General features: G+C 62.7%; 26 protein-coding genes and 2 pseudogenes. 15 read left to right on the top strand and 13 right to left on the bottom strand.

What is annotated here, in order from left to right; all coding sequences use genetic code 11:
- Positions 1–26: 26 nt before the first annotated feature.
- The 6 genes from AC6H4Z_RS03685 to AC6H4Z_RS03660 all read right to left on the bottom strand — a co-directional run bounded on the left by AC6H4Z_RS03685 (position 27) and on the right by AC6H4Z_RS03660 (position 5,296).
- Positions 27–899, bottom strand: a complete 873-nt coding sequence (locus AC6H4Z_RS03685) for a hypothetical protein (RefSeq protein WP_497545389.1) — start codon at positions 897–899, stop codon at positions 27–29.
- On the bottom strand, positions 896–2,359 hold the full coding sequence (locus AC6H4Z_RS03680) for an APC family permease (protein WP_497545388.1): 1,464 nt from the start codon (positions 2,357–2,359) through the stop codon (positions 896–898). Before AC6H4Z_RS03680 ends, AC6H4Z_RS03685 begins: the two co-directional genes overlap by 4 nt.
- Positions 2,359–2,916 (bottom strand): hypothetical protein, encoded by a 558-nt coding sequence (locus AC6H4Z_RS03675; RefSeq protein ID WP_497545387.1) that lies wholly within the window; start codon positions 2,914–2,916, stop codon positions 2,359–2,361. The genes AC6H4Z_RS03680 and AC6H4Z_RS03675 overlap by 1 nt, the downstream gene beginning before the upstream one ends.
- On the bottom strand, positions 2,909–4,177 hold the full coding sequence (locus AC6H4Z_RS03670) for a dicarboxylate/amino acid:cation symporter (RefSeq protein ID WP_497545386.1): 1,269 nt from the start codon (positions 4,175–4,177) through the stop codon (positions 2,909–2,911). The genes AC6H4Z_RS03675 and AC6H4Z_RS03670 overlap by 8 nt, the downstream gene beginning before the upstream one ends.
- 26 nt (positions 4,178–4,203) lie before the next feature.
- Complete coding sequence (locus AC6H4Z_RS03665; protein WP_497545385.1) at positions 4,204–4,737, bottom strand: histone; 534 nt, start codon at positions 4,735–4,737, stop codon at positions 4,204–4,206.
- A gap of 100 nt (positions 4,738–4,837) precedes the next feature.
- On the bottom strand, positions 4,838–5,296 hold the full coding sequence (locus tag AC6H4Z_RS03660; protein WP_497545384.1) for a hypothetical protein: 459 nt from the start codon (positions 5,294–5,296) through the stop codon (positions 4,838–4,840).
- 107 nt (positions 5,297–5,403) lie between these two features.
- Between AC6H4Z_RS03660 and AC6H4Z_RS03655 the strand changes: the two genes are divergently transcribed.
- A complete protein-coding gene (locus AC6H4Z_RS03655) occupies positions 5,404–6,288 on the top strand; it encodes a phosphatase PAP2 family protein (RefSeq protein WP_497545383.1) in 885 nt (294 codons plus the stop codon).
- Positions 6,289–6,304: 16 nt separating this feature from the next.
- On the opposite strand, the gene AC6H4Z_RS03650 is transcribed toward AC6H4Z_RS03655, so the two are convergent.
- Positions 6,305–6,838, bottom strand: a complete 534-nt coding sequence (locus AC6H4Z_RS03650) for a barstar family protein (protein WP_497545382.1) — start codon at positions 6,836–6,838, stop codon at positions 6,305–6,307.
- A gap of 43 nt (positions 6,839–6,881) precedes the next feature.
- Complete coding sequence (locus AC6H4Z_RS03645) at positions 6,882–7,073, bottom strand: hypothetical protein (RefSeq protein WP_497545381.1); 192 nt, start codon at positions 7,071–7,073, stop codon at positions 6,882–6,884.
- 333 nt (positions 7,074–7,406) lie between these two features.
- Between AC6H4Z_RS03645 and AC6H4Z_RS03640 the strand changes: the two genes are divergently transcribed.
- Positions 7,407–7,622, top strand: a complete 216-nt coding sequence (locus AC6H4Z_RS03640) for a cold shock domain-containing protein (protein ID WP_497545380.1) — start codon at positions 7,407–7,409, stop codon at positions 7,620–7,622.
- 103 nt (positions 7,623–7,725) lie between these two features.
- Positions 7,726–7,956, top strand: a complete 231-nt coding sequence (rpsU, locus tag AC6H4Z_RS03635; RefSeq protein WP_497545379.1) for a 30S ribosomal protein S21 — start codon at positions 7,726–7,728, stop codon at positions 7,954–7,956.
- Between the two features lie 12 nt (positions 7,957–7,968).
- On the opposite strand, the gene AC6H4Z_RS03630 is transcribed toward rpsU, so the two are convergent.
- Positions 7,969–8,166: a hypothetical protein gene (locus AC6H4Z_RS03630; protein ID WP_497545378.1), complete on the bottom strand. Its 198-nt coding sequence runs from the start codon at positions 8,164–8,166 to the stop codon at positions 7,969–7,971.
- 53 nt (positions 8,167–8,219) lie between these two features.
- On the opposite strand from AC6H4Z_RS03630, the gene AC6H4Z_RS03625 reads away from it, so the two are divergent.
- The 10 genes from AC6H4Z_RS03625 (at position 8,220) to AC6H4Z_RS03580 (ending at position 16,939) form a co-directional block, all read left to right on the top strand.
- Complete coding sequence (locus tag AC6H4Z_RS03625; RefSeq protein WP_497545377.1) at positions 8,220–8,903, top strand: HAD family hydrolase; 684 nt, start codon at positions 8,220–8,222, stop codon at positions 8,901–8,903.
- Positions 8,904–8,972: 69 nt separating this feature from the next.
- The gene (locus AC6H4Z_RS03620) at positions 8,973–9,551 is read left to right on the top strand and encodes an RNA polymerase sigma factor (RefSeq protein ID WP_497545376.1); all 579 of its coding nucleotides are present in this window, start codon (positions 8,973–8,975) and stop codon (positions 9,549–9,551) included.
- Positions 9,548–10,375 carry a zf-HC2 domain-containing protein gene (locus AC6H4Z_RS03615; RefSeq protein WP_497545375.1) on the top strand — a complete coding sequence of 276 codons (828 nt, stop codon included), beginning with the start codon at positions 9,548–9,550 and terminating at the stop codon, positions 10,373–10,375. The genes AC6H4Z_RS03620 and AC6H4Z_RS03615 overlap by 4 nt, the downstream gene beginning before the upstream one ends.
- Before the next feature lie 10 nt (positions 10,376–10,385).
- The gene (locus AC6H4Z_RS03610; protein ID WP_497545374.1) at positions 10,386–11,357 is read left to right on the top strand and encodes a DUF4097 family beta strand repeat-containing protein; all 972 of its coding nucleotides are present in this window, start codon (positions 10,386–10,388) and stop codon (positions 11,355–11,357) included.
- 26 nt (positions 11,358–11,383) lie between these two features.
- Entirely contained in the window at positions 11,384–12,184 is an 801-nt protein-coding gene (locus AC6H4Z_RS03605) for a DUF4097 family beta strand repeat-containing protein (protein ID WP_497545373.1), read from the top strand.
- Positions 12,185–12,205: 21 nt separating this feature from the next.
- Positions 12,206–13,000, top strand: coding sequence for a DUF4097 family beta strand repeat-containing protein (locus AC6H4Z_RS03600; protein ID WP_497545372.1), 795 nt, complete (start codon positions 12,206–12,208; stop codon positions 12,998–13,000).
- A 114-nt stretch (positions 13,001–13,114) separates the two neighbouring features.
- Positions 13,115–13,945: a DUF4097 family beta strand repeat-containing protein gene (locus tag AC6H4Z_RS03595; RefSeq protein ID WP_497545371.1), complete on the top strand. Its 831-nt coding sequence runs from the start codon at positions 13,115–13,117 to the stop codon at positions 13,943–13,945.
- A 72-nt stretch (positions 13,946–14,017) separates the two neighbouring features.
- Positions 14,018–14,698, top strand: a complete 681-nt coding sequence (locus AC6H4Z_RS03590; RefSeq protein WP_497545370.1) for a Bax inhibitor-1/YccA family protein — start codon at positions 14,018–14,020, stop codon at positions 14,696–14,698.
- Positions 14,699–14,709: 11 nt separating this feature from the next.
- Positions 14,710–15,447 carry a PIG-L deacetylase family protein gene (locus tag AC6H4Z_RS03585; protein WP_497545369.1) on the top strand — a complete coding sequence of 246 codons (738 nt, stop codon included), beginning with the start codon at positions 14,710–14,712 and terminating at the stop codon, positions 15,445–15,447.
- Between the two features lie 52 nt (positions 15,448–15,499).
- Entirely contained in the window at positions 15,500–16,939 is a 1,440-nt protein-coding gene (locus AC6H4Z_RS03580) for a hypothetical protein (RefSeq protein WP_497545368.1), read from the top strand.
- Here AC6H4Z_RS03580 and AC6H4Z_RS03575 read toward each other — a convergent pair.
- The 4 genes and pseudogenes from AC6H4Z_RS03575 to AC6H4Z_RS03560 all read right to left on the bottom strand — a co-directional run bounded on the left by AC6H4Z_RS03575 (position 16,929) and on the right by AC6H4Z_RS03560 (position 18,612).
- Positions 16,929–17,111 carry a helix-turn-helix domain-containing protein gene (locus AC6H4Z_RS03575; protein ID WP_497547005.1) on the bottom strand — a complete coding sequence of 61 codons (183 nt, stop codon included), beginning with the start codon at positions 17,109–17,111 and terminating at the stop codon, positions 16,929–16,931. The genes AC6H4Z_RS03580 and AC6H4Z_RS03575 overlap by 11 nt on opposite strands.
- Positions 17,112–17,138: 27 nt before the next feature.
- Positions 17,139–17,867, bottom strand: a pseudogene (locus tag AC6H4Z_RS03570) (sigma-54-dependent transcriptional regulator); the annotation flags it as partial.
- 20 nt (positions 17,868–17,887) lie between these two features.
- Positions 17,888–18,277, bottom strand: a pseudogene (locus AC6H4Z_RS03565) (type II secretion system protein GspD); the annotation flags it as partial.
- A complete protein-coding gene (locus AC6H4Z_RS03560; RefSeq protein ID WP_497545367.1) occupies positions 18,202–18,612 on the bottom strand; it encodes a GspE/PulE/PilB domain-containing protein in 411 nt (136 codons plus the stop codon). The gene AC6H4Z_RS03560 and the pseudogene AC6H4Z_RS03565, both read right to left, overlap by 76 nt.
- 236 nt (positions 18,613–18,848) lie before the next feature.
- On the opposite strand from AC6H4Z_RS03560, the gene AC6H4Z_RS03555 reads away from it, so the two are divergent.
- Both AC6H4Z_RS03555 and AC6H4Z_RS03550 read left to right on the top strand, forming a co-directional pair.
- A complete protein-coding gene (locus AC6H4Z_RS03555; RefSeq protein WP_497545366.1) occupies positions 18,849–20,084 on the top strand; it encodes a tetratricopeptide repeat protein in 1,236 nt (411 codons plus the stop codon).
- Positions 20,071–20,958 (top strand): AraC family transcriptional regulator, encoded by an 888-nt coding sequence (locus AC6H4Z_RS03550; protein ID WP_497545365.1) that lies wholly within the window; start codon positions 20,071–20,073, stop codon positions 20,956–20,958. The genes AC6H4Z_RS03555 and AC6H4Z_RS03550 overlap by 14 nt, the downstream gene beginning before the upstream one ends.
- The last annotated feature ends 18 nt before the right edge of the window (positions 20,959–20,976 follow it).

Genomic DNA, 20,976 nt, shown 5'->3' with positions numbered 1-20,976 from the left:
TAATGGACTGCGCCCCGTCGCCTCCGTCAATGGCGTTGAGGACTTTTTTCCGCGGTCGCGCCGAAAGAAAACGGGTAGTAGACAACCTGTGACACAGCGCACCCTCGAATCGTCGCCGGCGAGAATAGTTGGACCGGAAGCGCTTCGAGCGCTGCACGCACGAGCGGCAGTGATCGGCCGTGCGCCAACTCCACGGTGCCCGGAACCGGAAGGCCCTGCGGTCCGACCACGAAGCGCAGCAGAATCTCTTCCGTGCTATCTCCTTGCGCGTCGGCCGGTACGTTCGGCATCGGGTTACCGCGCAGAGGCACGGCGTCGATGACCGGCATGCGCGGAAACTGGACGGTTGCGATGCGCCTGCTCCCCGGTCCCGAATCGGTCGATACACGAACCTGGACACGCATGGAATCCTGGTCCTCGGAGAACTCGACGACCTGCTTGATCAGCGATGCGTCGTGGATGGCCGCGAGCATCGCATCATCGAGGTCGGTCGCCAACGACGTACGAACAATTTCGGCGTGCGCGATCGCCTGGAGTCTGGTCGACGTGAATCGATACACGCCATTGATCGCCGGCGCGCGAAGCTCCGTTGCCGTGTCGGGGCGAAGCCGTTTGAGACTGCGCATTTGCGCCGGCCCAGCGAACACAGGGACTCGCAAGGACGCCGGTGCAGCGAACCACGTCGCGACAGCCGTCGTGATGACGCTCGCCTGGCCTGGCAGCAGATCGAGGCCATCGATTCGGTCCGCCGTGAAGAACAGTCCGAGCGGAATCGAGTCGGCTCGTGCCGCCGCAATGATTGAATCACACCGCGCGATCGAATCTCTTGCCGGCTGCTGCGCGATCGCACTGCCCGCAACCACCATCGCCACCAGCGCGCCGAAAACCGAGCGTCTCATGTTGCGACTGCTCTCCGTCGAGACGCATTCCAGAAAAGAGCAGCGCCGACAAGGTTGAGTCCAACAACCACTCCGGAAATCTTCATCGCGAACGACCACCAGCTCGCGACGTCGATGATCGGAAAGATAGAAAGCACGACGTACAGCAGCGTCACCGCGAATCCCGACGCAGCCGCGATCCGAATCCACAGCGGCGGCCGCGGATCCATTTTCCGCATACCGATCAACGGTATCGCGAAGAGCACAAGATACGTGAGACCATAGAAGATTCCCGCGGCATTCTCGAGCAGCTGAAAAGCCTCCTGCTCGCCGACTCCCGCGATGCCCGCCGCACCAAACGCCATCGCAACGAGACCAACGAACAGAATCGAGTTGACCGGTGTGCGGTACCGCGGATGGAGTTTCGTGAACCAGCTCGGCAGGAGGTTGTCCCAACCGGCCACCATCGGCATGCGCGATGTCGCAGTGAAGATGATGCTGGAGCTCGCAAGCGTGCGTCCAGTGATGAGCACAATCGCAATCGCCGACGCAAATGTCCCCACGCCCGTCGCACCAAACCCGATTCGCAGCACCTGCGGAATCGGTCCGATCAGGTTGATCTGATCGATTGGTACGAACGCGAGGACAGAACTCGTTCCCAGAATGAACATCACGGCGATGATCGGCGCGGCAACGATCGTCGATCGACCAATCGTGCGCTCTGGATTTTTCGTTTCACCCGCCAGCACGGCCACGTATTCGAATCCACTCAACGCGCCCACGGCCAGCTTGCCGAACACATTGAGACTGAATAGCGAGAGCGCCGGCATCGCGACGGCGAACGGGTGGTAGTTGGGCAGCGTTCCCAGTGCCATGTGTACGAACGGCAGCGCAATGAGAATGAGAAAGGCCATCATCAACATCACGCTGCCGGCGTTGTGTAGCCACTTGGCTACGCCCAACCCAATGGCCGCGAGGATCATCAGCCCGCCGAGCATGAAGGCGTTGAGCAACATGATGAATGGCTTGTTGCTCGCCAGCCAAGCGCCGCTCGGGCCGACCACGTACGATAGATTCGTGCCGATCACGAGGCCGATCGTCGAAATGAGAACGACCGCGTACAGCCACAGATTCCAGACGACGAGAAAGCCGGTCAACTCTCCGAGTCCAAGCCGCGCCCACTGATACAGTCCGCCTTCGAGCGGCATGCGCTTCGCCAGATTGACGACGACCGCAGCTTGTGGCAGGTAGAAGAACAGCATCGCCGCCAGCCAGAACACGATCTGTGAGTGTCCGAGCTTCGCCGCCGTGCCCACCCAGATCACGCCAACGACGTACACGATCTGCATGAGCACGAGATCGCGGAGACCCAACTCCTTCTTGAGTGCCGCGCTGTGCGCCTCGACGCGCTGCTCCGATGATGCGACCGACGACGCATCATACTTCGTGTGCGGAGCGGGCGACGAAGTGCGGCGCGACATCAGGGCGTCGCGGGCTGAGGAGGCCCCGCCGTGAGCGCATCGGAGACACGCTCGCGCTGATGCGCATTGATGCTCGTGAGCAGCCCGACGAGATTCGCCGACTCGATGAGCGTTCGCTCACGACGAATCGTCTGCTCCGCGGTCCCATTCACGAACTGCTTGCGGTCGAGCTTTGCCACACCAGCCGCGCGCGCGACCGAGTCGGCAAACACGTGCAGCTCTAGCTGCGCCGAGAGCCCGATCTTCAACATCAGCGGCTCGCCGCCGAGTTGTTCTTCTTTTGGCTTCGCGCTCGAATCGATCTGGGGCGCCACGCCCGCACGCCCGAGGCGATACATGATGGAACACGTGCTCCACTGCCCATTCGCCGGACATCCAGTGCCCGGTGACGCGGCAACCGGCGCGGCACTGACGGTCTGCGCCGCTTGTGGAGGAGGAGCATCCGCTTTGCTACACGCCGCAACGAACAGCGTGATCGCAAAACGGATCGCGACGCCGGTCAGCCTCTCGACGCGCGGAATGCCTTTGCCACGAATCCGAAAATCGCCATCACGCATTCACAGATGATGCGGGCTGGGGCACGGGCTCCGCAACCGTCCGGCGGGCAACCACGCAACCAGCGACGAAGTCGCCTGTCACGTTCGCCACCGTAGCGAAGAGATCTGGAATGGTGTCCGCCGCAATGAGCAGCGCTACGCCCTCGGCGGGGATTCCATATGTCACCGCCAGGGGCGCCATCATCAGAATGCCGCCCTGAGGCACACCAGGAATCGTGAAGCTCAATACCACCCCGGTCAGGGCAATCGTCACCATCGCCGTCATGCTGACCGGCACGCCGTAGAGTCGCCCGAGAAAGGCAATTCCTAGCAGCCACGCGAGCGGTGTGACGACCTTGAAGGTCGATACCGCCAACGGAAGCGCGAATCCGGATACCTGCGTCGGCTGGCCCAGCCGACGCGAGCCCTCGACCAGTGCGGGGAGCGACGCCAGCGACGAGCTCGAGCTTAGTGCCACTGCCTGTGCCGGCAGAATCCCGCGAACGAACGCTCCCAGACCGAGCCGTCCTCCGATCGTCGCGACCGGATACATGAGGACCGTGAAGAGCACCATGATCGCGATGTACGCCACGACGTAATAGACCATCGCCCCCGCGAGGGCGAGTCCCACTCGGCTCGCCGCCACGACGACCAGCGCAAATACGCCAATCGGAGCAAGGGCGATGATCCATTCCACGAGCTTGGTCATCGCCCCAGCGATCGCACTAAAGAAGTCGACGAGGCCGCGACGTAGCGAGGCATCGAGGTGCCGTGACGCCAATGCAAAGGCGAACGCGAAGACGATCAGGGGTAGCATCGCGCCGTCGGCGGCGGCTTTGATCACGTTCGCCGGCACCAGTCCAGTCACCCACGCGGCAAAGCCGGGAAGTTGAGCGACCTGGGATGCAGTTCCGCTTCCAGTCGCCGTCGCCGTTGCGCGCAATCCCTCGGCGACCGCCGGCGGCAACGACACGGCCGCGAGGATGGGCGGAATGAGCGCCAAGGAAACGAGGGCTGCAAACACGAGCAGCCCTAGGAACGTCAGAAACGTCGCGGCGCTGAGCCTTCCGAGTCCGTCGCTCGTCTCACGCGTCGCCACCGACACGAAGAGCAGCGACACCACCAGCGGTACGATGGTCATCCGAATCGCGGCGATCCACACCTGACCGATCGGATTGAAGAATGCGACGACCCCGGACGCAAAGCCGCCGGGCCAAGCGCCGAGAAGACTCCCGACGATCAGACCGGCGACAAGACCGATGACGACGCGATGAACGCGCACTCTCGGTCAGACCATATGGGCTTCGACTACCGCTTCTTGGCTGGCTTTGCGCGACCTGCCGGGCGACTCGCGCGCGCGGGCGCCGCCTTCTTGGTCACCGACTTCTTGGCCGCGGAAACCGCCGGCTTCTTAGCTCGCGCGACTCGAGTCGGCTTTGCAGCGGCCTTCTTTACCGGTGCAGCCTTGCTGGCCGCCGCGACTTTCGCCTTGACGGCCTTTGCTGGAGCGGCGGGAGCGGTCTTCACCGCGACCGGAGCGACAGCAGGCTTTTTGGCAGGAGCCGGAGCAGCAGCGACAACGACGGGAGCCGGAGCAGGCGCCGGAACTGCGGCGGCCGCCGCTGCGGCCTTGGCCTTGGCTGCCGCTGCTGCGGCGGCCGGGCTGAGAGAGTTCGGATTGCTCTTGGGGCGACCGCCCTTACGAGCTAACTGAGCGTCTGCCAACATCTTAGCGAACGCTTCCTTCGCTTCAGCCATCAGCTGCGCGTGGGAAATTCGGCGCTCCTGGAGCGCCCGCGCCTTCTCTTCCCGATAGATCGTTAGGGCCGTCGAGCCGTCCATTTGTCACTGGGGCCGAGGGTGAAACAAGGTGCTGCCAGTAGACTGTAATCTACTGGCCTGCGAGGCTTTACGCGAGCCGTTTGGCTCGCCGACCCGGATTTTACGGGTTCGCTGCCCTATTCGCTCGGCGCGCCTGGTTGATCTGGTTGAGCATCTTCGCCAGCGCCGGCTGCTTGTCCGGGTTGTCGCGAAGAATGTCATCGAGCAGCGCCGATGCTTCGTCGTCGCCAACGACGGTTGGCTCAGCGGCGAACCGCCGATTGTTCATGTGACGAAGCGGATCGATCGCGACGGGATTCTCGAGCACGATGTCATGATCGTCGTACTGAACACGCACCGCGAAGAACTTCTTGCCGCTCTTCTCCATGTACGCGACGCGAACGCCGTCGATCTTTTCCGGCCACTCCGGCAGTGGGCGTTCCCCGCCCTCCGTACTGCGATACGTCGTCCGGTTCGGCTGGAGTCCCGAGTAGTTCAGCTCGAAGGCGCCGTTGTACATGTACGCGTGACGCATTGCTCCTCGAATGATTGGGTTGCAGAGCGCCGACGAAATGCGCACGACGCGCTCGACTACAAGATGTCGATTTCTTGGCCCCGGTCTAGGGCCTGTGACTTGCCAATGCTCGAGCAATCATCGGTTACTTCCCTGATCTCGCAGCGCTGGACATGGGCTCTCGATCTTCAACTCGCAGGTTGGCGCTCGTCGCGCTCCTCGTTTTCGCCGCTCGCGCGCGGGCGCAGTCCATGGGCGGAATGGTCGTCACGAACCTGCGCAACACTGCAGGCGATGTCTGGGACGTCTGGACCTCTCCGCTCCGCGGCACGGCGCGCGATTGGCTGATCACCGGCGCCGTCATCGGTGGTGGTGTCGCAATCTCCCCGCTCGACGACAACGTTGATCGTTGGGCCTATCGAAACAGGAACGCCAACGTGTTCGAGGTCCTCAAGCCGCTGCGAGAAGGTGGCGTCGTCTTCTCTGGGCGCGCCATCACACCGCTCGCACTTGGCGCGCTCACGCTCGGCGTCGTCACCAAGAATCAGAGGCTTCAAGAAGGCCTCTTCGGCTGCCTGGCTTCCTACGGCGCGAGTAGCGTCGTTCGCAACTACGTCGTGTATCCGCTCGTTGCCCGCACGCGCCCAGACCGACGAGAGCCAAACGTCATCGCGCCTCCCGCACAACAGGGCGACCAGTACGATTTCTCCATTCCGGGTTCCCACGACTGGGGACGGCATTCCTTTCCCGGTGGGCACATCGCCAACGTCTTTGCGTGTTCGGAATTCCTCACGCGCCGCTTTTCGATGGGCTACGTCGAACCGGCCATCTGGGCTGTTGCGACCGGCGTCGGCATCGGGAGGACTCTCGATCGTCGCCACTGGGCGTCCGATCAAGTCGTCGGCGCGGTGTTCGGCTATGCGGTTGGAAAAGAAATCGCGATTCGCTCAGGCCGACGTGCCGACAAAGCCGACGCAGAGAAAAAGAAATCGACGGGCGGTCTGTTCGTGTCGCCGAGCGAGAACGGCTGGGCACTCGGCTGGCAGAAATCGTTCTGAGCGCCGAAAGCGTCTGTTAGTCCGCCCGTCCAACGCCGCGGTCGGAGTCCAGCCACTCGCGCGGATTCCACGTAACGGGCACCGCACCGACGCGCTCGAAGCGAATGCGCGGGTCATCGGACTGCACGAGGGCGAGCAACCGTCGGCCCGTCAGGAGAAAACGGCGCGACGACGTCTCGATGCTGTCCAGGATCGTCTGGGCCAGCTGCGGCTGCGATCGCGCGAACGCGTCGTAGTGCCGAAACACGATCGCCATTCCGCTCTCGTCGGGCACCTGCAACTCGGCGATGCAGTCGATCCACGACGCGAGGTTCTTCGCGTAGTACGGCGGAAAGGCCAATACGCGCTGGGCATCGGCGTGGAACTCCGCGGGCGTCGCCCACTTCACGGCGTCGAGTTCGTGGATGACATAAGACTGCTGCCGAAACCACGCGAGGTCCTGCGACAGGACGGACGACTTATGATAGAGCGCCACGGCACCGCGCTCGAGAAGCTTCCAATCGAGGCGCTCTACCTCGGCTGGGGCCTTCTGCTTTCGTCGAAAGAACATCGGTATCTGTGCGACTGTGCTCTGGATGGTGCGATGAAAATAGCTACCGTCGCATCGCGCTTCGCACGTTCATCAGCCCGCGCAGCATGAACACCAGCGCAAAGGTGAGGTCGAGCCAGCGCGCGCCGGTGAGCACGGCGTTGTGGGTGAACAGTGGGCGGACGGCCACGAAGAGGCCGAGCCCAAACATGATCACGCCGAGGACGAGCCTGATGGTCAGGCGAGTGGTAAGCACTCCCGAATGGTAGGCGAACCGGCCGCCCGAGGCTACTCACGCCCCCGCCCGCTTACCCCTTTCCGGGTCGCGACTTGAATCCCATTGCCAAATCTGGAGCGCTGACTTACCTTCCTTCAGCGACGCATCTACACGCGCGAATACGTTCCAGTGTTGATCTAGGGGCCTTCGCAAACGCAAGGGCCCTTTTTTTAATGCGGCGTCGCTGGTGGCCGAGGTTGGCCATCTGAGAATGTACCCATCGTGAGGGCGATCACGAGCAACTGTGGGTCGGTGCGTACGGCATGTTCCGGTACTCCGACGACACAAACAACACTGATTAGGAGTACTACCATGGCACGCACCACCGGCACGGTGAAGTGGTTCAACGACGCGAAGGGCTTTGGCTTTATCACGCCCGAAGGCGGTCAGAAGGATTGCTTCGTGCACCACTCGGCCATCCAGGGCAACGGATTCCGCACGCTTGCCGAAGGCGAGCGCGTTGAGTTCGATATCGTCCAGGGCGCCAAGGGCCCCGCGGCCGAGAACGTCGTCAAGATCGGGCGCTAAGCTCGTTCTCTGATCCACAACTGCCCGTGAAGCACGGAGCCGGGCCGATCGAAAGTCGGCCCGGCTCTTTTACTCCGCGACACTCTCCACAGAGCATTTCCGAATGATCGAAGTCACTCTCGACGAAGCCGATCGCCTTGACTGGGCGCTCAAGCAGTTCAAGCGCAAGGTTCAGAAGGCCGGCGTTCTCAAGGACCTCCGCAAGAAGCGGCACTACGAGAAGCCCAGCGTCGTTCGTCAGCGCAAGGCCGCAGCAGCTCGCCGCCGCGTCACGTCCGACGGACGCCCGAAGTCGACCAAGGCGACCAAGTCCAAGTCGCCCAGAGCGCGCTAACTCCCACGCCGGCTAACCCCGGCGTCGCGCCCGACGGATTCGCCTCATCAGCGTCGTCACAATAATGAGAGTACAAACGACCCAGACGGCGACGTAGATCTGCTGGGTCTTTAACGGGCGCGTACCAAGACCGTACGCGTAGTACGCGCCGATGAATGCAGCATCCAGAACCACCACGCCTATGATCAGGGTGAGGAGGTTCTTTTTCATTTCAGGGGTCGCAGGCGAGGGCATGCGTCGCATGCTAGCCGCTATTTTCCGGAATGGCCATGCCCGCCGTGTCTCCCCGCCCCGCCCGAACAACGCTGCCGACGATTCTCTTCGACCTCGACGGCACCCTCATCGACTCGATCGAGCTGATCCTCAACTCGGCAAAGTACGCCTTTGCCAAGCTCGAGCGCCCGATCCCTTCCGACGAGGAATGGACCGCCGGGATCGGAATTCCGCTGTTCACGATGTTCGGACGGTACGCGCGCGACGACGACGACCGCCTGGCCCTGATCACCGCCTACCGCGAGTATCAGATGACCAACCACGACCGCCTCGTTCGCTGTTATGACGGTGTCGTCGACGTCGTAGCCCAGCTCCACGCGAGCGGCCACCAGATCGGCATCGTCACGAGCAAGTCGGAAGCGCTGGCCATGCGTGGCCTGTCACACGTCGGGCTCGCCAGGTATATGGACACTATCGTCGGCTGCGACGCCTCCACCCGACACAAGCCAGATCCCGAACCCGTACGGATTGCACTCCAGCGATTGGGGTGCACCGCCGAGGACGCCGTGTTCGTTGGAGACTCGGTTCACGATGTTCTGGCCGGCAATGCGGCCGGCGTCCGAACCGTGGCCGCACTCTGGGGTGCCTTCAAGCGGAAGGACCTCGAGCCAGGCAACCCAACCGCTTACGTCGCACATATTTCGGAGTTGCTACCGCTAGTCGCAAACAACTAGTCGGGGCATTCAAACCTTCTCCGCCCTGGCACCGTCCAATTCAGTGCGAAGGACGGAGACCCAGGGACCATGGCTGCTGTGGCCATCATCGAAGCATCTTCCAATCACTCAGGTAACGGTGATTCGGATGTCGCGCGCGCGGCATCCGGTGATCGGAGTGCGTTCGAGCGGCTCTACCGGGACAACGTCAATCGTGTCTACTCGCTGTGCACTCGCATGGTCTCCGACCGCGAGCGTGCCGAGGAGCTGACGCAGGACGTCTTTGTTCGCGCGTGGGAAAAGCTGCACCTCTTTCGTGGCGAAAGCTCGTTCTCTACCTGGCTGCACCGACTGACGGTCAACCTGGTCCTGAACGCTCGCAAGAGCGAAGGACGACAGCGCTCACGGTATGAAGAGACGGATGAGGAATCGGGCGGAATCGATGCGCTTCCTGGCATCGTTGGCAGTCCGCTGGCCCCCGGCGACATGCTCGATCTGGAGCAGGCCATCACGAAGCTTCCGCCGGGCGCGCGCCGTGTCTTCGTCCTGCACGACGTAGAAGGGTTCAAGCACGAAGAGATCGCCGAAATGCTCGGCGTGACATCGGGAGCGACCAAGGCGCAGCTCCACCGCGCACGGCTCCTGTTGCGGGAGGCACTAAACCGATGACGACACCTACAATCACCTGCGAGCAGTTCGCCGAACAGCTGGCTGATTTTCTCGAGCGAGAAGTCGACGAGTCGACCCGCGCCCGAATCGAGCTGCACGCACTGGGCTGCATTCCGTGCGGCGCGCTGCTCGCTGATCTGCGAAAGCTGCGCATCGAAGCTGCCAACCTGCCGGAGCTGTCGCCATCGCGCGACCTGTGGGCTGGCATCGCCGAGCGAATCGAGACGCCGGTGGTCGTACTGGCGCCGGGCGGACGAGTCGCCGGCGAAGCGCCACGCCAGCGCCGTCGTGGACTCGGCCAACGGTTCATGAGTCTGTGGATCGGCGCGGCTGCGGCCGGACTCGTAGCAACGACCGCGGTCGTCACGCATCAGATGACGCTGCGCTCGACGGTCGTGGCAACGACGGCACCCGTTGGTACGCCGACCAAGCCGACCATTGCGCCGTCGACCAATCAGGTCGCGGTGACGACGCCAGCGACCGCTGTGCCGACGACGCCTGACTCTGTCGGCGCGAGCCGCAATATCAAAGCGCCGGCAGCAACGACGAAGCTCGCGTCGAACAAACCAAGCGCGGAGGAGACGTACGATATGGAGATCAAGCGCCTCCGCGTCATCATCTCGCAGCGCCGATCGACTCTCGATACCGCGACCGTGAACGTCATCGAGCGGAATCTGAAGGTCATCGACGACGCGATCTCGCAGTGCAAGCAGGCCCTCCAGAAAGATCCGGCCAGCCGGTTCCTCATGGAGTCACTCAACGATGCGCTCGATACCAAAGTCCAACTGCTCCGCACAGCGGCGATGTTGCCCGCGCGGACGTGAACACATTCTCATGACACGTTTTCGTTGGGTCGCCGGATTGACTGGAACACGCGTCGTCGTTGCCGCGACGTTGGCGCTGGGTGCGCTTGGCTTCGTTCGCGATGCCGACGCGCAGCAGCGAAGACGCAGTTCCGGCGCCGGCTATTCGGCTCGAATCGACACGACGTTCGCTTTCGACAAGAGCGGATCGCTCACGCTCAACGCGAGCAATGGCGACATCGTGGTGACGGGATGGGCGCGCGATGTGATGCACGTGCGCGCCGTGAGCGACGACGACAACATCAGGCTCGACGCGTCGTCATCGCGTGCGATGCTCGAGGTTGCGGGCAGCCGGCGCGGTAGCGACACGCGCTTCGAGGTGTCCGTTCCGTACGGTGTGCGAATCGTCGCACACTCGCAGACTGGCGACATCACCATTCGTGCGACGCGCAGTCAGGTCGAAGCCCACACGCAGAACGGCGACGTCCGCGTCGAGGACGTCACGCTGCGACTCGACATCTCGACGCTCTCGGGCGAAATCACCGCCGGAACCATCTCCGGTGACATCGCGCTCTCGACGGTGAGCGGCGAGGTACACGTGACAGATGTGCGCGGCAGCATCGACGTCGGCTCGGTGAGCGGCGATATCGATCTGCGCGGCGTCACGGCAAAGAGCGTTCGCGCCAAGACGACGAGCGGCGAAGTGACGTACGACGGCACGATCGATCCCGCTGGACGCTATGAGCTGAGCACGCACTCGGGTGACATCGGTCTGCACATCCCGCGCGAGGCGAACGCGCAGATCACCGTGTCGACGTGGAGCGGCAGCATCGATAGTCAGTTCCCGATCACGCTCAAGCCGGGCGACCACGGCATTAGCGTTTCCAAATCCAAGAAATTCACCTTCGAGATTGGTGGCGGCGCGGCCCGCATCGTTGCGGACACGTTCAGCGGCGACATCAACATCTCTTCGAATGGACGCGGCGCTCCCGAGCGTCGCTGACTACTACCCCCACCAGGAACTCCACCATGCGTCGGCTGATTACCGCGACTCTCGTCGCTACGCTCGTCGTACCGGCAGTGGCATTCGCACAGGGCGATTTTCGTTGGGACCGCGCCGTGGCCGCGGGGAAGGAAGTCTCGGTCCACAACATCAGCGGCAACATCAAGGTCACCACGTCGACGACGGGCAAGGTCGAAGTGGTTGGCGTGAAGCACGGCGACAGTCGCTATTTCGATCGCATCAAGGCCGACGTGCAGGAAACGTCGTCGGGGATCGTCATCTGCGTGCTGTACGACAACGCGGATTCGTATTGCGACGACCGTGGCTCGCACAACAACAGCAACAACCGAGGCAACCGTGGCTGGCGTGACGGGTATGACGTCAGCATGTCACTCGAAGTCGCGGTGCCAACCAATCTCGTCGTGTCGGCGCACAACGTGAGCGGCAACGTGTCTGTCTCCGGCGCGCATGGAAATGTCGACGTCTCCAGCGTGAGCGGTGACGTCCGTCTCGACAAGTTGCACGCCGACGGCGTGCGCGCGACGTCGGTGAGCGGCAACGTCGACGTTCAGGTCGACGAGTTCACCGGCAAGGGAGACCTTGTGTTCCATTCGGTGAGCGGCGACATCACGCTCGATGCGCCGCGCGGCTTCGACGCGGACATCGCAATGTCGACGGTGAGCGGCGAGATCAACAGCGATTTCCCGCTGACGTTGAACGGCGGCCGCATGCGCAAACGCAACGTCGAGGCGCGAATCGGCAACGGTGGACGCCGCTTCGATGTCTCAACAGTGAGTGGCGACCTCCGTATCCGCAGCACCAAGTAAACGAGCCCCTTCCCCAAAGCCATGAAACGCTCGGTCCTTGCTCTCGCACTGGCGATTGTCGCCGCGCTGCCAGTCGCGGCGCAGCAGCGTCAGTCGGACAACAGCTTCAACTGGTCGGGCAGCGTTCCGGCCGGTCGTTGGATTCGGATTGTGAATCTGAACGGCCCGATCACCGTTGGTCAGGCGAGCGGCGACAAGGTCGAAGTTCGCGCCACGAAGGAGTGGCGTCGCGGCGATCCGGCCGCGGTACGCATCGAAACGCAGAAGCTTGGCGAGAGCGTGATGGTGTGCGCGTTGTGGGGCGAGCGCGCCACGTGCGACGAACACAACGGCTACGATGGGCACAACGATCGCGGCCTGCGCAACAACGACGTGTCGGTGTCGTTTCACGTCCTCGTTCCCAAGGGCGTGAAGGTCGCGGCGAACACGGTGAATGGTGCGGTCGTCGTCGAGGGCGCCTCGTCCGATGTGGAAGCCAATACAGTGAACGGTGAAGTGGACGTCGCGAGCTCTGGCGGTCGCGTAAATGCGTCGAATGTGAACGGCGGCATTCGCGCCAAGCTCGGCGCCCTCGATCCGGATGGCCGAATGAAGTTCGAGACTGTGAACGGAAACGTGACGGTCGAGTTCGGCGGCGACTCCGGTGCTGACGTCGAGCTCGAGACCGTGAATGGTTCGCTGAATACGAACTTCGAGATGACGATCAACGGTCGATTGGACCCGAAACATCTCAGAGCCCACATCGGGCGGCCTGGAGGACCGAAGATCCGCCTCGAAACCGTCAACGGCAGCATCGACCTCAAACGGCGGAGCTAAGCGTCGTAACCACTTGTCGCCTGCACACTTGTGACACGCGGCTCCAAGTGCCTACCGGGTTGCCGTAACTTTCCGTCCTGCGGGGCGTTATTCTGGTAGACCCGGAGGTCCTTTATGAAACTACCCATCGCCATTCTTGCCCTCGCGGCCGCGGCCTCGACCGCGTGTTCTCGGGCTGGTTCCGACGACAGGGCCTTTCAGTGGTCCTCTGATCTGCCAGCCGGCGCGATCGTACACCTGCGCAACGGCGCGGGTGGCATCGAGGTTCGTCGCGCTCCGGGACAGAACGTCCTGGTGAACGGCAGCCGTCGCTGGAGTCACGGACGGTCGAGCGACATTCGGTTCGTCGTATCGCATACGGGTAGCGACTACTACGTGTGCGCCATGTGGCGGAACAGCGGAAACTGCGGCGCGAGTGGCTATCGCGGCCGCAACACGGGCGGCTTCCTGTCGATGTTCAGCCTGTTCCATCGTACGACTGACGCGTCGGCAGACTTCGTGGCCGACGTACCGGCCAACGTCGTCGTCGATGCACGGACGACGACGGGCTCCGTGAACGTCGATGGCATCAGCGCCGGAGTCACTGCGCGGACGTCGAACGGGAACGTGAAAGCCGTGAATGTCGCCGGACCGCTCAGTCTCGCGACCAGCAACGGCAACGTCCGCCTGTCGGCCGACGCGCTCTCGAACAGCGATTCGATCACGGTCACGACCAAGAACGGTGTGATCGAAGCGGAATTGCCGGCAGGGCTCGAAGGCAACTTCGACCTCTCCGTGGGCAACGGAAATCTCCGCACTGATCTCCCGTTGGCCTCGGTCGGCAAGCGCGTGGTGGGCAATCACGTGCAGGGACAGATCGGCGCGTCGACGCGCCCTGTCAAAATGCGCTCGTTCAACGGCTCGGTCGTTGTAACGACTCGAGCGGGCGCCGCCGGCCACAACTAGGCCGTTGCTGGCACAGGCCCCGCCAGGCGGGGTATATATTCCGGAAACTTCCCATCGGAGTTAGAGCTCAACATGGGCTTCTCATACGCACCAGCAGTTCAGGTCCGGTCCGGTACCGAGCGCGCGACGCTCGTGCGACGCACGTACGGACTGGTCTTCCTCAGCGTGATCACCACGGTGCTGGGTTCGGCTTTCGCGCTGAACCAGCCCTCGCTGCTCGAGGCCGTTGCTCGGCATCAATTCATCGCGTTCTTCGCGGCTTTCATTCCGTTGATCATGGCGCAGCGCGCCGCGCGGGAGTTCCCGAAGAACCTGATCCTGACGTTCCTGTTCACGTTCGCCGAAGGCGTGTTCATCGCGCCGTTCTTGTACATCGCGAACCAGAACGCGCCGGGTGTGGTTGGGCAGGCCGCGGTGCTGACGTTGGGTACGTTCGGTGTGCTGACGCTGTACACGGTCGTCAGCCGTCGTGATTTCAGCGCCTGGGGCAGCTTCTTCATGATCGGCGTCGTGGTGCTCCTGATCTCGATGTTGATCAACATGTTCGTCGGCAGTGCGCTTGGCGGGCTGTGGATCGCGGCGATTGGCGTGTTCATCTTCGCCGGACTGCTCGTGTTCGACACGTGGCGCATTGTGCGCTCGGGGCAGTATGGGCAGGATGATTACGTGCTTGCGGCAGTGTCGATCTATCTCGATCTGCTCAACATGTTCCTGTTCATCATCACGCTGTTGGGTGGTCGCAACCGCCGCTAGCGTATCGCGGCTTGGCGCACCGACTCGCCTGCGTTTTCGCGCACCCGGACGATGAGACGTTCTGCACTGGCGGAACGATCGCCAAGTACGCAGCCGTAGGCATTCATACCGATCTATTCTGTGCAACGAATGGGGACGCTGGAAGAAATTCCAGCGTCCCCATTTCGTCGCGCGAGGAACTGGCCGAGATCCGAAGCCGTGAGCTTCTCGCTGCGTCCGCCATTCTCGGAATTGATACCGTCGACCAACCGGCGTACGGCGACGGCACGCTTCACCAGCTCGATCCATTCGACTTGATCGGTGACATCGTAGCGTTTCTCCGACGCACTCGGCCAACCGTGGTGATTGCGTTCGGGCCGGAAGGCGCGCCGACCGGTCACCGCGACCATCGCGCGATGTCGCGCGCCGCCACCGCGGCGTTCTTCCTCTCGGGACTCCGCACGGCGTACGGCGAACAGGTAGACGAGGGACTGCGGCCGCATCGCGCCGCGCGGCTGTACTACCATGCGTGGCCTTTTCCGCATCACGACCCCAAAGTCACACTCGAGAGTGTTCCACCGACGGCGACGATCGACGTGCGCCAGTGGAACGACCGGAAGCTCGCGGCATTCAAGGAACACGCGACGCAGCAGTATGCGTATGAGCTATTCGTGAATTCCGTTTTGCTCGACACGGAGCCTTTCGCGCTTGCGGCGGGAACGCCGCAACCCGTCGAGATGGTCGACGACCTGTTCGCAGGACTCCGATAGGGCTTGCAGAACAACCTTTGAAGTTGTCTAATACCGCGTGCAGAATACTCACATGCTCCACGCGGTCTGCCGCGCGGCCGTCGCCAGCGCGTTCATTCTCGGATGCTCGGCTGGCGCCGTATCCGATACCGCGGTTGGCACTCAAAGTCCGACAAGTCCCACCGCTCTCCCAGATCCTCCGGCGCTTCTGGTCGTTTCAAAAGACAGCGTTGTTGCAGAGTTGATTGCCGGCACAAGCGGCCTGTCGGAGGCCATCGATGTCTCGGCCGGCAGCGCCACGCCGATCAGCGGCCTATCGATCTCGAATATCACGTTCGGCTCCGGGCAGGCGACAGGCTGGCTCTCAGCCACCGTGTCCGCACAAGTGCCGCCGGCGAAGCTCGTCGTCACCGTCAATGCGTCGGCGCTCCCCGCGGGAACGTATGACGGCGTGGTGATCATAGGAGCGACCAGCGTTTCATCGAAAGCCGTACGCGTTCGACTGAACGTGCGACCGCGTCCTCGTCTCGCGATCGCCCAGAATAGCGTGGCCCTCGACGCTGCGCTTGGTGCGTCGATTCCGGCGCAGAGAATCTCGATCACGAGCGTGGGCGGGGCGATCGACAGCATCAGTCTCGGGAAGCCGGACTGTGGAGCGACATCGAGCTGGATGACGGCAACGCTCGATAGCGCACGGACACCCACGGCATTGCAAATCTCCGTCTCGCCGGCGGGACTCGTCGCGGGCACCTATTCGTGCAACGTCCCGGTCACGACGGCGCAGGCGCTCGTCGATAGTGCGGCGCAATCGGTGAAGGTCGCGCTCACGCTGCGTGCCGTCCCACGCATTGGAATCGCGGCGGACACCGTGGGCGCAACGACCTTCCGGACTCTAGACGCAGACGCAACGACGGTGTCGATCACCAACCTGGGAACCGGAGTCTTGGACGGCCTATCGATCGGCCAGATCACGTACGATTCTGGCGCAACCGGCTGGTTGACGGCTTCTCTGGACACAACAGCGGCACCCGCGAGACTCACCCTGAAATCCTCAGCACGAGCGCTCCGGTCTGGCGTGTTCTACGCGACGGTGCCGATCGTCTCCAGCGCATCGGGAGTCGCCAACAGCCCCAGGGCAGTAACGGTGCGTTTTGTGGTCAACCCGCAATCATTGACGCTCATCGCATCACCCGCGAGCGTGTCGTTCACGCGTCGTCAGGGCGATCCGAACCCTGGAGGGGGCGGCTCCATCGCGATCTTCTCGACTGGCGACGGGATCGTGACACACATGGGCTTCTACAGTCCGCCCGGGGGGCCCAATCCGCCAATTCCGCTCTGGCTCCAGGTGTCGCTCGGGTGCACGGGATCAGAACTCGACACTCCATGCACTCTGCTGATCGTGGCCGTGCCGAACTCGCTCCCGCCGGGAACGTACTCTGGATCAGTGACAGTGAAATCGTACGCGACAAACCTCACGGCAAGCGTTTCAGTCACCATGACGATCATCCCATAGCTGGGTCGCCAAAGTGCGTCGAGTGCGCCGGTACATCGATGCCGTGACGACGCATTCGGCGATAGATCGTCGCTCGATGAATCCCGAGCGCGGCGGCAGCGGCTTCCGTGTCCCACGATGCGTGCTCCAGAGCAGATACAAGCGCTCGTCGCTCGACCAGCTGCCCCGACACGCGTGACGGCGCCAACGCCGACGCGCGATGAAGCAGCGCAAACTCGAGTGCACGACGATCGACCACACCGCGTGCGAAAGCAGATGCGGCGTCGACCACCTGTTTGAGTTCTCGCACGTTGCCGGGCCACGCCATTTCCTGCAGCGTCGTCAGTGCCTCGTCGTCAATCTCGACACCAGGCCCCGCCGTGGTCCGCACAAAGTGTCGGCACAACTCTGGAATGTCCTCAACGCGCTCGCCGAGTGACGGGATGCGGATCACGATTCCGCTCAGACGATGCTTGAGGTCGGCGCGAAAGCGTCCCTCGTCTACGAGCTCGGACAAGCCTTCGTTCGTCGCGGCGATCGGCCGAAAGTCGCTGCGCGCGTCACGAGCGGCACCAATCGGTCGAAAGACTCCCGTCTCGATCGCCCGCAGCAGTTTTGCTTGCAGCGGCAGCGGTAGACCGCTGATCTCATCGAAGAATGCGGTGCCACCGTTGGCTTAGCGAAGAAAACCGAGTGATTCGTTGAGCGCGCCCGTGTACGCTCCCTTCACGTGCCCAAAGAGCGCATCCTCGAACATCGATTCGCCGAGCGCGCAAACGTTGAACGCTACGAGATCGCCTGTCCGTCCGCTCTGTTGGTGCAACAACGACGCGACGAGCTCCTTGCCAGTGCCTGTGGCACCTTCGATCAACACCGGGAGTCGCATTGGCGCGATCGTCGCAACGAGTGCTCGGAGTCGCTGCATGGGAACGGAGCTGCCAATGAGCACCACGTCATGAATCGACGTCGTCACGGTCGCACCTGATCGGCGCGTTTGCGCAGCGGTGCCGTGAGTCGCTCGGCATCTTCGTCGGTACGAATGACGCGCGGCGTGAGAAAGATGAACAATTCCGTTTCGGTGGTAGTTCGTGCCTGGCGACCGAACAGCACGCCAATCAGCGGAATGCTCGAGAGAAACGGAATTCCCTCTGACTGAACGGAGTGCTCCCGATCGGTCAGGCCGCCGAGCACGATCGTTTGCCCGTCGTGCACGAGCAGATCGGTCTTCACGGATCGCGTGGAGATCACAGGCGCGTTGAACGCCGACTCGTTCGTTGCATTGCTCACTTCCTGCGTGACGTTGAGCTGCACAGTACCATCGATGCTGATCGTTGGACGCACCGTGAGCTTCGTACCGACAGATTCACGTAGCGAATGACTGGCGGCTGGTTCGCGAGATCGCGAACGTCAGTCGCGAGGTCGTCATTCGAGGAATCGGCACGTGCTAACTCGATCGTGCGTTCGGACCGAGTCGTCAGCCGCTCAATCAGCCGCTCGAGCTCTTCACCTGCAACCGAATCGAGAACAGCCTGGCGACCATAGGCAAACGCGATGTCGTCGACCCCCGCGAGAAGCGATCCTTCCGTCGTGGCAACCACAAGCGAGCCGTCATCAGCAATTGCTTTCGGGCACACCCGATGGTGAAGCAGGTAGCTGCGCGTTACGGGCGCTGGAAGTTCGAGCGGCAAGGTCATTGGCGAGTCGTTCGAGCACGGTCGGTTCGCGAGACGGCATCTTAGACCTGGTCAGTCTCACGATCGCAGCCATTTTCGCCCAACACGCATCACGACGCCGCGAAACTCGATCGCGCCTCGTGCGCGACATTGATCAATTTCTCATGTCAACCCTTTCAGCAAGCTGTGCCGAGTCCTAGGATTCGCATGTGAGCAGTCATGTCGATCGAAACGCGGAGCCGGATATCGTGCCTTCGATGCGCCACCTAGCATTTCTTCGCTCGTTAGCGGAACTGCCACCGGATTCGCCCGACTGGGCCGACACAGCGCACGGCTACGCTCTCCTGCTCATCGCAGAGCGTTGGGCCGCGGGCGAACGACACGAAGAGATTCTTTCCGGTCTTTCCGAAGCGACCGAGTTCACGCCAGACTCGAAGCACGCGGTGTCGTCCAAGGTCCTCGGCTCGCTGACGAAGATCCTGGAATCCGGTCCAGTGACTCGAACGCGCCGCCGACGCGTTGGCGCGGCGCTTCTCCGATACTCGCTTCATCTCGCGTATCGCAACCTCGCGCCCCTCGCGGACGATGTTGCGGCAGCCTCGGTGCGATGCTGCGGACGACGCTTTCCGGAGATTCAGTGGCGAGCCTGCCGCATGCGCGGGCAGTTCAGCAGAACGGCCGGCGACCTCGAACTCGCCGCATCACAGTTCCGGCGCTGCGCCGCGATCGGGCGGCGATTCGAAATCTTCGAAGCCGTTGCGCGCGGACGCACGGGAATCGTTCATGTGCTCTGGTCGCGCGGGAATCTACCAGCGGCGGAGCGTCATGGCCGACGTCTGTTGCGTTTGTGTCGCGTGAATGGCCGGCGCGACCTGACGTCTGTCGCATCGCACGACCTCGGCGGCGTGCTGTGCGGAATGCAGCGATTCGACGAAGGTATCGCTCACCTGGAGCGAGCGTTCGAGATGTCGCACGGTAGAGCGCGCGACCGAATCGTGAATGACATCGGGTTTGCACTCACCCATCGCGGATCGCCAGAGACCGCCCGGCAATTGCTCGAGACACTCCTGACGATTGGCAGTGAACCGGTTGCCCTGTCTTGCGCCCGCATCAATCTCCTCCAGGTGTACGCGGCGCTCGGTAAACGAGACAAGCTCGAGGCCCAGCGTCGAGAGCTCGAGGGACAGCAACTCTCTGCGCGCGATGCGATCTACTTCCACCTCACGCTCGGTGAGGCGCTAATCACATTCGGTGAGCGCGAAGAAGCTGCGCGCGAACTCGCGCTGGCCTCGGAACTCGCTATGAAGGATGGATTCGGTCAGGCAGTCATCGACGCAGACACCGCGATGGCTCGACTGGGCATCGACGATCGACGCTCGAGGCCCGAAGCGCCTCAGCCGAACGAGATGGAACGAGCGCTCATCGCCAACGTTTCGCGCGCCTACGCCGGTGCACGTCACGACTCCAAAGCTTCGATCGATGCCCACCGCTGAAGATCGAAGTACTTCAGCTGCATCGGCTGGCGTTCCGAGCGCGGACGTGTGGGTTGGTCAGCGCGTAGGCAAAAGCTCAGGCACGTTGGCCTCTGACCGGTTGTCGGTCGTTTGCTGTATGGATGACACGCTCGCCGCTCGCGTATCGAACAGCCTGCCATGCGCCCGGCGGGCTGACTCCTCCGAACTGCTCGGCGTCGTCGAACGGGCTCAGGTCGACATCATCATCGCCGATCCGATGACTGCTGGCGTGGACTGCACGAAGACGCTGGTGCAGATTCGCCGCGACTTCCCGTCGGTGCTCGTCGTTCTATTTACCCGCCTGCATGCTCAGGCCGTACGACAGCTCGTGCGCCTGGCCGCCCAAGGCATTGATGAAGTGATCCTCCTTCACTTCGACGACACGCACACGCGCTTCATGGAGTTGACCGACCGGCGACGCCTCGATCCGCTGTCGACGCTGGTTCTCAACGCCCTTGCCGACAATCTCGATCGGCTGCCGACATCGATCCGATCAGCGATTGTATCGATGTTCCGCGGGTCGGAGGTCATTCACACCACCGCCGAACTGGCGGAGATCGCCGGAGTTACGAAGCGGACGCTGTACCGGCACCTGGGCAAGGTCGAGATCCATTCGCCCCGACGGCTCGTCGCCGCCGGCCGCGTCATGCGCGCCGCGGTAATGCTCCGCGATCCGGGTCGGTCGGTACGAGAGATCGTCCGGCGGTTGGACTACTCGAAGGACGAGCGGTTCGCTGACCACCTCATGGACGTGACCGGAATGCGCGCCAAGGAACTGCGCGCATACCGTAACCTCGAAGAATTGGCTCGAACCGTCGCGACGCGCATTCGCCTGACCGACGGTGTCGCGTAACGGTCGGCGAGCGCCGAT

The organism is Leucogemmata humicola (genome assembly GCF_055379415.1).
The sequence above is the reverse complement of the archived record's forward strand: the minus strand, read 5'-3'. Positions and strand labels throughout refer to the sequence as shown.